Below are 16363 nucleotides of genomic sequence, written 5' to 3'. Positions count from 1 at the left end.
ACCGGCCAGCGGAATCGTAAGATATTGCCAACCTTTTTCCACAGCTGGCGCAGGCAGTTGGCTTAGAGCAGATCAAGCAGGAAAGGGATCAGCGGTTCATCGGCCGGCGGCATCGGATAGTCGCGCATATCCTTCGGGCGAACCCATTTCAGCGCCTGCCCCTCGAGCCCCCGCGCAATGCCTTCATAACGGCGGCAGACATAGAGCGGCATGAGCAGGTGGAAGTCATCATAGGTGTGGCTGGCGAATGTCAGCGGCGCAAGGCAGGCCACTTTCGTGGTGATGCCGATTTCTTCCTGCAATTCGCGGATCAACGTTTCTTCGGGCGTCTCGCCCGGCTCTACCTTGCCGCCGGGAAACTCCCACAGCCCGGCAAGCTGCTTGCCTTCCGGGCGTTGCGTCAGCAGAACCCGGCCATCCGAATCCACCAGCGCGCAAGCCGCCACCAGAAGAATGCGGCGTCCCTTCACCTCGGTCATTTCTCGTTGCTCTCCCGATAGGCATAGCGATAGGCTTCCTGAAAGCCGAAGCTTTCGTAAAGTGCAAGCCCGGCCACATTGTCCGCCTCGATTTGCAGCCATGCGGTCTTTGCGCCAAGCTTTGCCGCCCATTTGAGCGCCGAACCGACAATCGCATGCCCGTGGCCCTTGCGCCTTGCATCACGCAACGTTCCGACATCGAACAGGCCCGCCATCACGCCGTCCTGCACGCAAAGCAGGTTGGAGACGGCGCGGCCACCTTCCTCCAGCACGAACATGCCCTTGTTCGGACGAACATTGTTGAGAAGCTCGGAGAAGCCGGGGCGCATGTCGTCCGGCCTTTCATGGATGGACAGCGAAGCGTCCACGAAACGGCCGACATCCTTCAGGGGTATCTGGTCAATCGCGCCCGACAGATCGAGTTCCTCGAGGTTGGCGGTCATCACGATGGTTTCGTCCCGGCGCTTCCAGCCGAGCCCCTCGAGATAATCCTCCAGCTCGCGCGGCGCGAGCGGGGAAAGCCGGAAGCAGGGAATACGGCCATAGGCGCGGAAACGCTGCGCGGCCAGTTCAACGCGTGTGGGAATGTCGCGCGTGTCGCCGGGGTCGAGCGGATTGATCGAGTTGAGACGCCGCGAGGGATGCGCTGCCGTCATGCGTATCGCCCATGTGCCGTCATAGTGGACAGACGTGGCAGGCCAGGCACGGAAGCCGACGGCTTCAAGCTGGCGTACGATAGCAAGGCTTGGGGTGCCGGGTTTTTCCATCACTTCGATCAACTTCTGTAATCGCCGTTGATGGCAACATATTCCTTGGTGAGGTCGCAGGTCCAGACGGTTGCCTTGCCCTTGCCCATCCCCAGATCGATGCGAATGCGAATATCCTCGCCCTGCATATAGGCGGACGTCGCAGCTTCCGAATAGGCCGGATCGCGCTCGCCCTGATGCGCAACGCGAATATCGCCGAACCAGATGGCAAGCCGGTCGCGGTCAGCCGGTTCGCCAGCCTTGCCGACGGCCATGACCACGCGGCCCCAATTGGCGTCTTCGCCGGCGACAGCCGTCTTGACCAGCGGCGAATTGGCGATGGAAAGTGCGATCTTCTTGGCGGAAGCCGCAGACTTTGCGCCTGTCACTTCCACTTCCACCATCTTGCGGGCGCCCTCACCGTCGCGCACGACCAGCAGCGCCAGCGATTTCAGGAGACGGCCCAGCGCCTTCTTGAATTCACCCAGCCGCTTGTCGGCGGGGTCGGTAATCTCCGGCGCACCGCGTTCCGCCGCCGTGCCGGTGGCGAACAGCATCAAGGTGTCCGACGTGGATGTGTCGCTATCCACCGTCACCGCATTGAAGGTGGACCCAACGCCCTTCGACAGAAGGCTTTGCAGCACATGCGCCTTGATCGGCGCATCGGTGACGACAAAGGAAAGCATCGTCGCCATATCCGGCGCGATCATGCCTGCGCCCTTGGCGATACCGTTGATCGTGACCGGCACCTGACCGAGCAGCACCGTTTCGGTGGCAACTTTCGGATAGGTATCGGTGGTCATGATCGCCTTGGCGGCTTCCGTCCAGAAATCCTCGACCGCGTCCCTGTTCATGTCGCCAAGCAGATGGGCGAACTTGCCGGCATCGAGCGGTTCGCCGATCACGCCGGTCGAGGCGAGAAAGACATCCGTCGTGGCGCAGCCGACAGCCTTGGCGGCGGCTTCGGCGGTTGCTTCCGTCGCCGCGCGACCCTTGATACCGGTAAAGGCATTGGCATTGCCGGAGTTGACGACAACCGCACGGGCCTTTCCGTGCACGAGGTTGCGGCGGCAAAAATCGACAGGCGCCGACGGACAGAGCGAACGGGTAAATACGCCAGCGGCTTCCGCCGGTCGGTCGAAGACCATCAGCATCACATCCGTTCGGCCCTTATACTTGATCCCGGCAGCAGCGGTGGCGATGCGCACGCCATGGACAACCGGCATTGTAGGATAGTGTTTTGGTGCGAGCGGAGAAACTGACGCGGACATATGTGCCTCAATGGGATGCGGTTTCGTAGAAGACCCGGAAATCGCAATACCATCAAATGGCTATTACGTGTTTTCGGATTCAAAAGCCTGACGCGCGCATTGGAAAGGTTTGCGATCTAAAATCAAGCGGGAAACGCAGGATCGAAATAAAAAACGCCCCGGCAAGCCGGGGCGTCGATGCTTGAAGCGGGATTTACTGCTGTGGAGCAGCTTCTTCCGGCGCGTCGTCCTTGTCCGCGCCTTCCTGGGCAGCGGCAGCGTCCTTCATGGCTTTCTCGACAGCCGGGTCCTTGTAGTCGATCTTCATGCCGTCACGCAGCTTCTTGACGGTTTCGACATAACGCTCGCGCATGATGATCGAACGGATCTGGTCCTTGACCTGATCGAATGCCGGAGGCTGCTTGGTGCGACGATCTTCGAGCTGGATGACGTGGAAGCCGAACTGGGACTGGACCGGCTCCTTGGTGTATTCGCCCGGCTTCAGCGCAAAGGCGGCCTTTTCAAATTCCGGTACCATCTGGCCTTCGGTGAAGTAACCGAGGTCGCCGCCATTGGAAGCCGTGCCGTCGGTCGAGCTTTCCTTGGCGAGGTCCTCGAACTTGGCGCCGCCTGCAAGCTTCTTGATGATGGCTTCGGCTTCTTCCTTGGTCTTCACGAGGATGTGACGCGCGCGCACTTCCACCTGCGGCGGCATGGCGGCGATTTCCTTGTCGTAGCGCGCACGCACATCGTCATCGCTGATCTTGTCGACAACAGCGTCCTTGAAATATTCGTTATGGAGAGCGCGCTCACGCAGGAATTCCATGCGATCCTTGAATTCCTTCGACTGATCGAGCTTTTCCTTTTCCGCTTCGCCAGCCATTGCCTTGATATCGATCAGGGCAGCGAGCGCGGCCAGACGGCGCTGCTCGGCAGGAAGGCGCGAGAACTGCGGATCGAGATCGCCTGCAGCCTGATCGACTTCACCGACAGTGATGTCCTTGCCGTTGACGGTCGCCAGAACCTTGGTCGGGTCTTCCTTTTCCGCGGGAGCGGCAGCAGGCTTTTCCGTACCCTGGGCGGCATCCTGTGCGAATGCAGCGCCAGAGTAGCTTGCCAGCGCCACCGAGGCCGCCAGAGACATGCCGACGACAGCGAGAGCCTTGCGATAAGGGGCTTTCAGAATGGCTTTCATATGGAATTCTCTCCTTCGTGACCGCTTACGGGCCCGATGAATGCGGCGGAATTTGGCCCGGACACCTCCAATATTACGACAAAGGAAAGGTTTTCCAGCCTTTAGAGCAACGTTGACATCGCCCCAAGCCCCTCTTATCTGTCCTTCGGCTTTACGTCCAGTAAGGGGCGGGGGAATTGCGCCGGAAATGCGCCGTATCTGGCAGCTTTCGCAGCGCAGTTTTCTTGCAATTGTTTCAATACGCGTGAATAAAGCATTCGACATTGCCGGAAGCGCTTCCGGCTGAACGGACAGGAAAGGACCAGTGATGGTCAGCTTTGGCGGCCTCGCCCGCAAGATATTCGGTTCATCCAACGACCGCCGCGTGAAAATCCTGCGCCAGCGGGCCAATCAAATTACTGCTATCGAGAAGAATTACGAAAATCTTACCGATGAGCAACTGCAGGCCAAGACCGCGGAATTTCGCGCGGCGCTGGCTGGTGGCAAAACGCTCGACTCCATTTTGCCCGACGCTTTTGCAACTGCGCGTGAGGCCGCCAAGCGTGTGCTCGGCATGCGCCCGTTCGACGTGCAGCTGATCGGCGGCATGGTTCTGCACGAGCGCGGCATCGCCGAAATGCGTACCGGTGAAGGCAAGACCCTGATGGCAACGCTGCCGGTCTACCTCAACGCGCTTGAGGGCAAGGGCGTGCATGTGGTGACGGTCAACGACTACCTCGCCAGCCGCGACGCTGAAACCATGGGCAGGCTCTATAACTTCCTCGGCCTGACCGTCGGCGTCATCAAGCACGGTCTCGACGACGATGAGCGCCGCGCGGCCTATGCCTGCGACATCACCTATGGCACCAACAACGAGTTGGGCTTCGACTATCTGCGTGACAACATGAAGTATGAGCGCGCCCAGATGGTGCAGCGCCCGCACAATTACGCCATCGTCGACGAAGTGGACTCGATCCTCATCGACGAGGCGCGCACGCCGCTCATCATTTCCGGCCCGCTGGAAGACCGTTCGGATTTCTACAATCTCATCGACACCTTCATTCCGGCCCTTGAGCCGGACGATTTTGAAATCGACGAGAAGCAGAAGACCGCCATCTTCACCGAAGTCGGTACAGAGAAGGTTGAACAGCTTCTGGAAGCTGCGGGCCACCTCAAGGGTGAAAGCCTCTACGACATCGAGAATGTCGCGGTCGTTCACCATCTGAACAATGCGCTGCGCGCCCACAAGCTGTTCCAGCGCGACAAGGACTACATCGTCCGCAATGACGAGATCGTCATCATCGACGAATTTACCGGCCGCATGATGCCGGGCCGCCGCTATTCGGAAGGTCTGCACCAGGCACTGGAAGCCAAGGAACACGTGACCATCCAGCCGGAAAACCAGACTCTGGCCTCGATCACGTTCCAGAACTACTTCCGCATGTACAACAAGCTGTCGGGCATGACCGGCACGGCTGCGACGGAAGCGGAAGAATTCGGCAATATTTACGGCCTCGAAGTACTCGAGATTCCGACCAATCTGCCGGTTCAGCGTATCGACGAAGACGATGAAGTCTATCGCACCGTCGAAGAAAAATACCGCGCCATCGTGCGCGATATCCGCGCCTCGCACGAAAAGGGACAGCCGATCCTCGTCGGCACGACCTCGATCGAAAAGTCGGAACAGCTGGCAGAACGCCTTCGCAAGGAAGGCATCAAGGAATTCCAGGTCCTGAACGCCCGCTATCACGAGCAGGAAGCCTATATCATCGCGCAGGCCGGTGTGCCGGGAACGATCACCATCGCCACCAACATGGCCGGTCGCGGTACCGATATTCAGCTCGGTGGCAATCTGGAAATGCGCGTCCGTCAGGAACTCTCCGACGTGCCGGAAGGTCCCGAGCGCGAGGCGAAAATTGCTGCAATCAAGGCCGACATCGCGCAATTGAAGGAAAAAGCCCTGGCCGCGGGCGGGCTTTATGTTCTCGCTACCGAGCGCCACGAAAGTCGCCGCATCGACAACCAGCTGCGCGGCCGTTCGGGCCGTCAGGGCGATCCGGGCCGCTCAAAGTTCTTCCTGTCGCTGCAGGACGACCTGATGCGCATCTTCGGTTCCGACCGCATGGACAGCATGTTGCAGAAGCTCGGCCTCAAGGAAGACGAAGCCATCGTCCATCCCTGGATCAACAAGGCGCTTGAAAAGGCGCAGAAGAAGGTCGAAGCGCGCAACTTCGAAATCCGCAAGAACCTTCTGAAATACGACGACGTAATGAACGATCAGCGCAAGGTGATCTTTGAACAGCGTCTGGAAATGATGGATGAGGAAGACCTGACCGAGACCGTCGGCGAAATGCGCCATGAGGTCATCGAGGACATGGTCGCCCTGCGCATCCCCAAGGACGCCTATGCGGAAAAGTGGGATATTGCCGGTCTCAAGGAAGACATCATCTCCAAGCTCAATCTCGACCTGCCGGTGGAGGATTGGGCCAAGGAAGAAGGCATCGCGGAAGAAGAATTCGAGAACCGCATCAAGGAAGCCGCCGACAAGGCTGCTGCCGAAAAGGCCGAACGCTTCGGCCCGCAGATCATGACCTATGTCGAGAAGTCGGTCATCATGCAGTCGCTGGACAATCTCTGGCGTGAGCATCTGGTCAATCTCGACCATCTGCGTTCGGTTGTCGGTTTCCGCGGTTACGCCCAGCGCGATCCGCTGAACGAATACAAGACCGAAGCGTTCGAACTGTTCCAGTCGATGCTTGCCAATCTGCGCGAAGTAGTCATCTCGCAGCTTATGCGCGTCGAGATCGTTCGTGAAGCGCCGCCTGAGCCCGAATTGCCGCCGATGACCGGCCGTCATATCGACGGCACGACCGGCGAAAACGATTTCGACGAAGCGGCCTGGGCGGAACACCAGCATGACGACCGCAACGTGCCTGCCGCCGAACGCGATCCAGCCGATCCACGCACATGGGGCAAGGTCAGCCGGAACGAAGCCTGCCCTTGCGGCTCCGGCAAGAAATACAAGCACTGCCACGGCGCTTTCGAGTGATGTGAGCCAAGGCTTCCCGCCTTCTCCAATTCATGAACCCCGGCAAGCCAATTGCCGGGGTTTATTGTTTCAGCGGCAATGCATATCGCTACGGTTGACGAGCAGTTCTATGCTTGTTTCATTTTAGATGATTCAAATATAGATACCGTTTAGAAAATACTCACCATTCCTTGAAGTCTTCCGACCTTCGGAAGATTAGACTTTTTCTTTTTCTCTTTATAAAGAACTCCTGTCTAAGGTTTCCCTGCGCGTCGCAGGCAGCAAAGCACAGGCGTGAAAAGCCGGCTTGTCCGGCGCATAACAAGCAGGCCCGAAGAGACCTGCAAAGACAGGGTTGGCAAATAGTGCGGTTTTCGGCAGCTGAAACGGCGAGCCGGTTCTTACCCGGCAGGATCGCGGCCAGGCTTCGTCCCGTGACGGAGCGGCTGGATGCCGTGCTTGCGGATAGCGGACCGCAGGCCAGCGCACAGCGCTCTTCCCTCGTCGCCTTTTCGGTGCGCGTGGCAAGCGCCGGCATTGCTCTTGTGTCTCAGGTCATTCTGGCGCGCTGGATGGGCGAATTTGAATACGGCGTTTTCGTTCTCGTCTGGCTGGCCATGATCATCATGGGCGATCTGGCCTGTTTCGGACTGCATACGACCATCATCCGTTTCGTGCCGGAATATGTGCAGCGCCAGTCATTCGGCCTAGTACGGGGCATTATAGCCACCGGACGCGTTTTTGCTTTCACAGCCGCTACACTCATCGCGCTTATGGGGACGATCCTGCTGCTTCTGCTCAAGGACCATGTTGCGAGCTATTATCTCGTGCCATTCATCCTCGGTTTCATCTGTCTGCCGATGATTGCGCTCGGCAATATGATGGACGGCATTGCGCGCTCGCGCACCTGGGTCATGATGGCGCTGACGCCAAGCTATATCGTCCGTCCGATCCTGGTTCTCCTGTTCATGGTCATCACGCACCAGGCCGGGCTGCCCTCCACCGCGACCACCGCCCTGGCTTTGTCGATCGCGGCGACCTGGATAACGACCATCGGCCAATTGCTGACGGTTGACCGTTCGTTGAAAAACGATATCCCCGCCGCAGCGAATGAGCAGCATTTTGGCGAGTGGATCAAAGTCTCCCTGCCAATTTTTCTGGTGGAGGGTTTTTTCTTCCTCCTCATCAATGTCGATGTTCTGATGGTCGGCCATGCACTCGATCCCGAGCATGTGGCGATCTACTTTGCAACGACGAAGATCATGGCGCTCGCCCATTTCGTTTATTTTGCCGTCAAGGCCAGCGTCGCCCAGCGTTATTCCGACCTGCTTCACAGCGGTGACCGCGCCGCGTTTGCAAGCTTTGCCGAAGCATCCGTTCGCTGGACATTCTGGCCGACGCTGTTTCTCGGCATCATCATCCTGCTAATGGGCTATCCGCTTCTGCGGCTTTTCGGTCCCGCCTTTACCGCCGGCTATCCGCTTCTGTTCATCCTCATCATCGGGGTGATCGCGCGCGCCAGCGTGGGTCCGGCGGAAAGCCTCCTCAATATGTCGGGGAAGCAGAATATCTGCGCGCTCCTCTATGCCGCGACACTTGCCGTCAATGTCATTCTCAACCTGGTGCTGATACCGCAGTTCGGCCTGACGGGAGCTGCCGTCTCGACCGCCATCGCCATGCTGATGGAGGCCGCGCTTCTCTCGACCGCCGTGTCACGCACCCTGCACATAACCATGTTCATTCTCATTCCACGAGACCGTGCCAAGACCTCGGAGGGAACTTCGTAATGGCCGCGAAACCTTTGCTCGAAGAATCGGCAGGCGGAAATGCCGCCCACATCGTTTCGGAACTATCCGAGAGCGGCGTGGCGCATGAAGCCATCAAGAAGATTGAGGAGAGCCTGCACAGTCGCGACATACCGCGCAAGCTCGCGATCTATGGAGCGGCCGCAGGCTTTGAACTGCGCGATGAACTCGATCACCTGAGCAACCGCACGGTCGAACCGAACGTCTTCTTCAATGCGCGGTTTCTGGCGCCTGCCATGCCGCGCCTCGAAGATCGGGAAGTACGCTTCATGGTCATGCGCGACGAGAACAAAATCCGCAGCCGCCTGCGTTTCGTCATGCCCTACACGATCGAGCGTCCCGGCCTGCCGCTTTCAACGCCCGTCATCCGTGCCTGGTCGACGCCGTTCGGGCCGCAGGGCACGCCGCTGATCGATCAGGACGACCCGGTTGGCGTGTTGGAAGACCTGTTCGACATTCTGGCACGCAGGCACCTCAAGATGCCCGACGTGCTTGTCCTGCCGGAAATGCGGGCTGACGGCCCGGCGGCAAGACTGATCCGTTCGGTCGCAGTAGGCCGGCAATTGCCGCTGGTGGCCATTGAGCAGAAAGAGCGTCCATTTCTCGAAAGCGATCTGGATGGCGACGCCTATATCAGGCACGCCATCGGCTCACATCATAGGCGAGACTATAATCGCTTGTGGCGCAGGCTGGCGGAAAAGGGTGAACTTGCCTATCGCGTCGCCCGCACGCCCGACGAAGTCCGCCATGCGTTCGAACATTTCCTGACCCTTGAGGCGAGCGGCTGGAAGGGCAAGCGCGGCACCGCCATGGCCGTCGACCGGTTTCGTGCCGCCTTCGCCCGCGAGGCGGTGAACAATCTGGCCGAGCGTGACTGCGTGCGCGTGCATACGCTTGAACTGGACGGGCGGGTCATCGCCATTCTGATCGTCTTCACGGTTTCAGGGGAAGCCTGGACCTGGAAGACGGCCTATGACGAGAGCCTGAACGCCTGGTCGCCCGGCGTGCTTCTGATGATCGAAGTCGTGAAGAACCATCTCAACGATCCCAACATCAACCGCACCGATTCCTGCGCGGTGCCTGACCATCCGGTCATGACGCGCCTGTTTGATGCACGTGAAACGATCGAAACTCTGGTCATCGGGCTCAATCCGGCGACCGACAAGCTGGTCCGCCAGGCCGCATCGCAGATCCACCTTTATCAGCGGACACGCAATCTGGCCCGTATCCTGCGCAATCGCATCCGCAGCATCGCCGAAAGAAAATAGGGCCAGATTGAAGCAACCTTAAAAAAGCCTAGAAATCACTGTCCTGAATCTCCGGTCCCCGAATTTACCGGGCAATAGATGTTGCGATTGCGGTTTTGCGGAAGCCCTGCGAAGCTCCCCATTATGGTTCATCGGCCGGTAGCGGCCAAATCGGATTTGAAGGTTCAGGAATGCGACTTCCACGCCCGTCCATTGCCAGCGGTACGCTTTGCGTCCTGACTGCGATCTATCTCCTGGCCTTCACCAACACTTCTTTCTGGCATCGGTTGATCACCTATTTTTCCGATCATCCGCAAAAGCTGGTTGTCGCGGCGGCGGCCATCCTCCTCATCCATATCGCAGTGCTGATGGCTTTCTCCGCAAAATATGTCATCAAGCCGGTTCTCCTTTTCGCAGTATGGGTCGCCGCCGGCGGGTCCTATTTTACGGATACTTTCGGCACGATCATCGACCGGAACGTGGTCGAGGCAACGTTTACAACGACAAAGGCCGAGTCGGGCCATCTGGTAACGACTGGCTTCCTGCTGCATATGCTGCTTTACGCCGTCATTCCCTCGCTTCTCATCATCTGGGTCCGCGTGAAACACCGGCCATTGCTGCAGAAGCTTATGGTCAATACCGTTTCGATCATCGCCTGCCTTGCGGTCGCAATCGCGCTGATCGGTTCTGACTATGGCAGCTTTTCCTCGATGTATCGCGAACATCGGTCCGACATCATGGAACGGTTGATGCCCGGAACGCCGATCAAGAGCACGGTGCAATATATCGCCCATGACCTGTACGACAGGCAGATCGTGATGCAGCCGCTGGGTCTTGACGCCAGGCAATCGCTGCCGCCGGCAGCCTCCGGCAAGAAGCTCCTGACGGTCATCGTGGTGGGGGAAACAGCCCGCGCCAAGAATTTCAGCCTTTACGGCTATCCGCGGGAAACCAATCCCGAGCTCAAGCAGCAGGATATTGTCACCTTCACGAACACGACGAGTTGCGGCACCGACACTTCCGTTTCCGTGCCATGCATGTTCTCACCCTTTCCGCGCAAGGAATATTCGAGCTCAAAGTTCCATGGCTCGGAAAATCTGATGGATTTGCTCAATCATGCGGGTGTGCAGGTTTCGTGGTACGAAAACAACACGGGAAGCAAGGGCGTTTCGGACCGCATACCGACAGTCGACCTGCAGAATTCGAACAATGCGCAATATTGCGAAGGCGGCGAATGTCTCGACCAGATTCTGGTCGACCAACTGCGCGATCACCTGAAGGACGTTAGCGGCAATGCCACGATTGTTCTCCATATGACCGGCAGTCACGGACCATCCTACTATCGCCGCTATCCGGCGGACTTCGCCAAGTTCAAACCGGAATGCCGCACAAGCGAATTTTCCGATTGCACCACGGACGAGATCGCCAATGCCTACGACAATTCGATCCTCTATACCGATCACATATTGTCGGAAATCATCAATGTCCTGAAAGCCGGCGAAGACCGTTTTGCTCCGGCCATGATCTATATGTCCGATCATGGCGAATCGCTGGGCGAAGACGGCCTTTATCTGCACGCTGCGCCCTATTTCATCGCCCCTGACGTCCAGACCCATATCCCGTTTGTCGCGTGGTTCTCACCAGACTATGCGAATGCCACCAAACTCGACACCGCCTGCATAAAACAGGATGCGGCCGCGCCCGCCTCGCATGACAATGTGTTCCACACGGTCATCGGCATGATGGGCGTGAAGACCTCGGCCTACGATCCGGCGCTCGACCGCTTTGCCAGCTGCCGGAAAGCCAATGTCGCGGCTTCGAACTAGAATGCCTAGGATCGCACGAACACTGTCAATTATGCCAGCCAGACCAATGATTTGAGCCATACTGCAAAGCGTGATACACTTCATTTTGGGAGAGCGCATGGACAGGCGGAAGAGGAGGTCCGCACCGGTGCAATCCGGCACTTTGAACAAGTGCTTGAAGCCCGGATAATTATAAGCTTCCGTCTGGCTCAAACGCTATCGCGCCCTCCCGGGGAAGGAGATGCGCCATGGAATATTTTCACTATATCAGCACGCTGGATTACGTCCTGCTGGGCTTCATCGCCCTGCTGGTCTTCTGGAATCTGGTCGAAGCGAGCCTGCGCAGATAAACAGGCCGGCTGTCTCGCAGCCGCGCCGAACCCATAAGGCCTGTTGCGGCTAACGCCGCGGGAACGAAAGTTTTGAGCGAGCGCGGCCGTGCTGACAGGCGGCCGGATGGGTGGTCTGTCGCTACTTCCATGCCTTGATAGCCATCAGCCTCAAGAGCGGTGAAAGCTGCACTTTTGAGCAATTGACGTTGTTTCGTTTAGCCGGTATATCCCAACTCGCTGTCCCTTTGGACCATATCGAACTGCTTCGGCAGCAACGTGCGGGTGTGGTGGAACTGGTAGACGCGCCGGACTCAAAATCCGGTTCCGAAAGGAGTGTCGGTTCGATTCCGACCACCCGCACCATCTTACAAACAATTATCCGAAACCGTTCTCCCCAGAGCATTTCCAGCAAAAGTGTGAAACGGTTTTGCGTTGGATAATGCGATAAACAAATAGTTAGTGCGGTTCCGGCGATTCTGTTAGAACAGGAACCGCTCTAGCGAGCCTGAGCGCACAGCAGTGGGGATCGAGAAGATTGTCAGAGGACGCTCTGGCAACTTTAATTGCTTATTCTCTCCATATCGACAACGATGGTGCCGTTTAACACTTCTGGGATACTCGCGCAGGAGGAACCGTCACCATGGATGACACCCACCCCTTTCAGGGACCACAGTTGCAGAATGCGCATTATGAACGTGCGGACATGTCGGGCTCGAATTTCGATGGCGTGGATTTGTCCGGTTCAAAGTTTTTTGCCGTTTTGACCAGGTCAAAGTTCGTCGATACCAATTTGAGCGACGCTGATTTCGACGATGTCAATCTGGCAGGGGCGCGCCTTCATAATATCAATCTGACCGGTGCAACAATTACGAATGCCAACATGAGTGGCTTGGCTATTAGCGGGGTGACTTTGGCACATACGAATATAACCGATGCAGACTTGACGGGTATGCGGATAAACGGCGTTCTCGTCTCCTCTCTGTTCGAAGCGTACGAAAACGCACGTTCCTTGGACTAACTGCTGAGGAAAGCAGCAATAAACCGGTCGCTGCTTTCCGTCGCATCATGAATCACGCCGCTTCGAGCGCTTGGGCGAGGTCGGCGATAAGATCGTCGGGATGCTCGATACCGATGGAAAGCCGGATCGTCGATTCCAGCACGCCGATGCGCTCTCGCACATCAATCGGCACGCCGGAATGGGTCATCGCCGCAGGATGGCTCGCAAGCGATTCCGTGCCGCCGAGACTGACTGCCAGCTTCAATATCTGCAGCGCATTCAGGAAGCGGAATGCCGCCGCCTGCCCGCCCTTGATGTCGAATGAGAACGTCGACCCAGCACCGGTGCATTGACGCTTGAACAGTGCTCCAACATCCGAATTCTCATCCTCGAATGGAAGATAGTGCAGCTTCTCCACCTTCGGATGATCGCGCAGAAATTCCGCGATCGCATGGGCGTTGCTGTTGGCGCGCTCCATGCGAAGTCCAAGCGTTTCAAGCGAGCGCCCCAGCATCCAGCATGAATGCGGATCAAGCTGTGTACCGATGGCCCCGCGCAGAGCCTTTACCTGTCTTACAACAGTCTTGGCCCCCAGCACCGCGCCGGCGATCAGATCGGAGTGTCCGCCGACATATTTGGTCAACGAATAGACCGAAAGATCGGCGCCGTGATCGAGCGGCTTCTGATAGACGGGCCCCAGCAGGGTGTTGTCGCAGGCAATGATCGGGCGATGCCCCTGCCTTTGTTCGATTTTTTCCGCGACGCGCCGGATGGCGGCAATATCGACAATACTGTTGGTAGGATTTGCCGGCGTTTCGATCAGGATCACCGAAACACGGCCCTTGCGAACGGCTTCTTCGGCTGCCTCTTCTATCGAGTCCTCATGCACACCATCGGCAAAAGCGACAGCTTCGACGCCGAAATTGAGAAACGTCCTGGCAAGGAGCGTTTCCGTGCCACCGTAAAGCGGTTGTGAATGCAAAATGACATCGCCGGGCCGCACGAAGGCAAAAAGCGTCGTGGCAATAGCCGACATGCCGGACGAAAACAGCGCGCAGCTTTCTGTGCCTTCATAGACCGCCAGGCGATCTTCAACGATCTCGCTATTGGGATGATTGAAACGGGAATAGACGAGACCGGCGCCGACGCCGGCGGGCGGCTCCTTGCGGCCGGAAACGAAATCGAAGAAATCGCGCCCGTCCTCGGCGGTCTTGAAGACGAACGTCGAGGTCAGGAAAACCGGCGGCTTGACCGCTCCTTCGGAGAGTTCCGGATCATAGCCATAATTGAGCATCTGCGTTTCAGGATGCAGCGGATGATTGCCCAACATGGTCTTTGAAGGCCGTGGCGCAGTCATGAATACCTCCTTGAGAAAATCCTCCTGTCCGCATTCGGACAAGAGGAGCTTAACAGAGGTTTTCGGGAATCTTCTTGCGTTGTTTCGCGCTTCGGTGAAATCGCTGCAATGCCGGAAGATGCCTGTCCGGTGGAAATGCCTCGATTACTTGATGACCAATACCGGCACGGTGCTGAGTGACAGAACCTCCGCCGCCTGACTTCCGAGCAGCAATTTGTTCACGCCGCGGCGGCCATGCGATGCAATGACGATCAGATCGGCATTCCTGGCTTTCGCAGCCTCCACGATGCCCTGCGCCGGTGATTGATTCTCGATATGCACAGCTTCAGCGCTGACGCCAAGCTCCGTCGCCTTCACCTTGGCTTTGGACAGGATTTCCGTCGCCGCTTTGGTGATAGCCTCGCGATATTCCTGAAACGCCGCCGGGCTCGACGCCCATTCCGCTGCTACGACAATGCCGTAGGAAGGCAAAAGCTCCGTCACTGAAACGAAGATCACCTTCGCACCTGTTTCCTTCGCAAGCGCCACGCCCTGGTCAACGCCTTTTTCGGCAAGTTCCGAACCATCGGTTGCGATCAATATGTTCTTGTACATTCGTGCTCTCCTGGCTGCCTGATACCCGAAGATGCGCGCGTCCCGGTCGGGGTGCATTGACGCGGATCAATCGAGCATTATTCAAGGCTAATACGCGCTCTCCCAATTATGATGGAATTTACTCCTAATTTTCCTGATTATACAGAATAAACTTCCAAACTTGTCCCCTCACGCGCACATGCTCAACTATGCTTTTGCGCAGTTTCCTCTTAAACTTCGCGTGACAAAAAGGGAGATCACGCCATGAACAAGCCCCTGAACGAACCGCAAGCCGGTAAAACCGCAGGCCGTGGCCGCATTTACGATTCAATCCTCGACACGATCGGCAATACGCCTCTGGTGCGCATCGACAAGTTTGCCGAGGAAAAGGGCGTGAAGGCGAACCTTCTGGCCAAGCTTGAGTTCTTCAACCCGCTGGCGAGCGTAAAGGACCGCATCGGCCTGGCGCTGATCGAAGCGCTTGAACGCGACGGCAGGGCGGTGCCTGGCAAGACGGTCTTCGTCGAGCCGACATCCGGCAATACCGGCATTGCGCTTGCCTTTGCGGCGGCAGCCAAGGGCTATCGCCTCATTCTCACCATGCCGGAAACCATGTCGGTGGAGCGCCGCAAGCTCCTCAAGCTGCTCGGTGCGGAACTGGTGCTCACCGAAGGTGCCAAAGGCATGAAGGGCGCCATCGCCGAGGCGGAAGCGATTGCTGAAGGCAATCCGAACGCAATCATTCCCCAGCAGTTCGAAAATCCCGCGAACCCCGAAATCCACCGCCTTACCACGGCGGAAGAAATCTGGAACGACACCAATGGTGAAGCGGATATCCTGATTTCGGGTATCGGAACCGGCGGAACGATTACCGGCGTCGGTCAGGTCATCAAGGGGCGCAAGCCATCGTTCAAGGTGATCGCAGTCGAGCCGAAGGATTCACCCGTGCTTTCCGGCGGCACCCCGGGCCCGCACAAGATTCAGGGCATTGGCGCAGGTTTCGCGCCGAAAACGCTCGACACCAGCATCTATGATGAGATCGTTCAGGTTTCCAATGAGGACGCCTTTGCCAATGCACGCCTGCTGGCTCGCCTCGAAGGCATTCCTGTCGGCATTTCTTCCGGCGCCGCGCTGACGGCCGCCGTCGAAATCGGCAAGCGGCCTGAAAATGCCGGCAAGGACATCGTCATCATCATTCCGTCCTTTGCTGAACGCTATCTTTCAACGGCGCTGTTCGAAGGCCTGGAATAAGCCGCAACACGTGCGGTAGCCAAAAACAAAAGCCAGAGCGGACAACCGTTCTGGCTTTACTTTTTTCAATGCCGATTCGCTTGCCGGGCAAACGGAAGCTCATGCGCTCATATCAATGGTGCGTACGCGCAGCGCAAGCAGGACCGGGCCCGCGCATATAATGGCGCTCGGGCCTGTAGCTCGGTGCGACGAACTCACGGATGACATTAACGCTGTCACGCAGCTGAACAAGAATGCTCATCGTCTTAACCTTCGTCAAAAACACGCTATTCGGAATGGATGCCCTTCGTCCAACCGGGACGATGAAACGTTTTTCATT

Annotated in this window: 12 protein-coding genes and 1 tRNA gene; 7 read left to right on the top strand and 6 right to left on the bottom strand. The window is 57.7% G+C overall.

The genetic code is table 11. From position 1 onward, the window contains the following. Window positions 1-62: 62 nt before the first annotated feature. The 4 genes from mutT to JNC63_RS14925 all read right to left on the bottom strand — a co-directional run bounded on the left by mutT (window position 63) and on the right by JNC63_RS14925 (window position 3670). Window positions 63-479 carry an 8-oxo-dGTP diphosphatase MutT gene (mutT, locus tag JNC63_RS14940; RefSeq protein ID WP_006467893.1) on the bottom strand — a complete coding sequence of 139 codons (417 nt, stop codon included), beginning with the start codon at window positions 477-479 and terminating at the stop codon, window positions 63-65. Further along, window positions 476-1246: a GNAT family N-acetyltransferase gene (locus JNC63_RS14935; RefSeq protein ID WP_031346633.1), complete on the bottom strand. Its 771-nt coding sequence runs from the start codon at window positions 1244-1246 to the stop codon at window positions 476-478. Before JNC63_RS14935 ends, mutT begins: the two co-directional genes overlap by 4 nt. A gap of 8 nt (window positions 1247-1254) precedes the next feature. Continuing rightward, window positions 1255-2496 (bottom strand): bifunctional glutamate N-acetyltransferase/amino-acid acetyltransferase ArgJ, encoded by a 1242-nt coding sequence (gene argJ, locus JNC63_RS14930; protein WP_063620382.1) that lies wholly within the window; start codon window positions 2494-2496, stop codon window positions 1255-1257. A 193-nt stretch (window positions 2497-2689) separates the two neighbouring features. After that, window positions 2690-3670, bottom strand: coding sequence for a peptidylprolyl isomerase (locus JNC63_RS14925; protein WP_021586579.1), 981 nt, complete (start codon window positions 3668-3670; stop codon window positions 2690-2692). 307 nt (window positions 3671-3977) lie between these two features. On the opposite strand from JNC63_RS14925, the gene secA reads away from it, so the two are divergent. From secA to JNC63_RS14895, 6 genes are all read left to right on the top strand, one after another. Beyond that, entirely contained in the window at window positions 3978-6698 is a 2721-nt protein-coding gene (gene secA / locus JNC63_RS14920) for a preprotein translocase subunit SecA (protein WP_063620381.1), read from the top strand. Window positions 6699-7042: 344 nt separating this feature from the next. Further along, window positions 7043-8464, top strand: a complete 1422-nt coding sequence (locus tag JNC63_RS14915; protein WP_063620380.1) for a lipopolysaccharide biosynthesis protein — start codon at window positions 7043-7045, stop codon at window positions 8462-8464. Then, window positions 8464-9750, top strand: coding sequence for a type IV secretion system effector crotonyl transferase BspF (bspF, locus tag JNC63_RS14910; RefSeq protein WP_063620379.1), 1287 nt, complete (start codon window positions 8464-8466; stop codon window positions 9748-9750). The genes JNC63_RS14915 and bspF overlap by 1 nt, the downstream gene beginning before the upstream one ends. A gap of 170 nt (window positions 9751-9920) precedes the next feature. Then, window positions 9921-11555 (top strand): phosphoethanolamine transferase, encoded by a 1635-nt coding sequence (locus JNC63_RS14905; protein ID WP_063620378.1) that lies wholly within the window; start codon window positions 9921-9923, stop codon window positions 11553-11555. 589 nt (window positions 11556-12144) lie between these two features. Then, a tRNA-Leu gene (locus tag JNC63_RS14900) sits at window positions 12145-12229 on the top strand. A gap of 277 nt (window positions 12230-12506) precedes the next feature. After that, a complete protein-coding gene (locus JNC63_RS14895; protein ID WP_063620376.1) occupies window positions 12507-12884 on the top strand; it encodes a pentapeptide repeat-containing protein in 378 nt (125 codons plus the stop codon). Window positions 12885-12936: 52 nt separating this feature from the next. Here JNC63_RS14895 and JNC63_RS14890 read toward each other — a convergent pair whose 3' ends face one another. Then, the gene (locus tag JNC63_RS14890) at window positions 12937-14220 is read right to left on the bottom strand and encodes a cystathionine gamma-synthase family protein (RefSeq protein ID WP_063620377.1); all 1284 of its coding nucleotides are present in this window, start codon (window positions 14218-14220) and stop codon (window positions 12937-12939) included. 144 nt (window positions 14221-14364) lie between these two features. Beyond that, window positions 14365-14814, bottom strand: a complete 450-nt coding sequence (locus JNC63_RS14885) for a universal stress protein (protein ID WP_063620375.1) — start codon at window positions 14812-14814, stop codon at window positions 14365-14367. A gap of 243 nt (window positions 14815-15057) precedes the next feature. On the opposite strand from JNC63_RS14885, the gene cysK reads away from it, so the two are divergent. Further along, window positions 15058-16044, top strand: a complete 987-nt coding sequence (cysK, locus tag JNC63_RS14880; RefSeq protein ID WP_063620374.1) for a cysteine synthase A — start codon at window positions 15058-15060, stop codon at window positions 16042-16044. The last annotated feature ends 319 nt before the right edge of the window (window positions 16045-16363 follow it).

Origin of the sequence: Brucella ciceri (genome assembly GCF_041930145.1) — a bacterium.
GTDB classification, from domain to species: Bacteria; Pseudomonadota; Alphaproteobacteria; order Rhizobiales; family Rhizobiaceae; genus Brucella; species Brucella intermedia.
The sequence above is the reverse complement of the archived record's forward strand: the minus strand, read 5'-3'. Positions and strand labels throughout refer to the sequence as shown.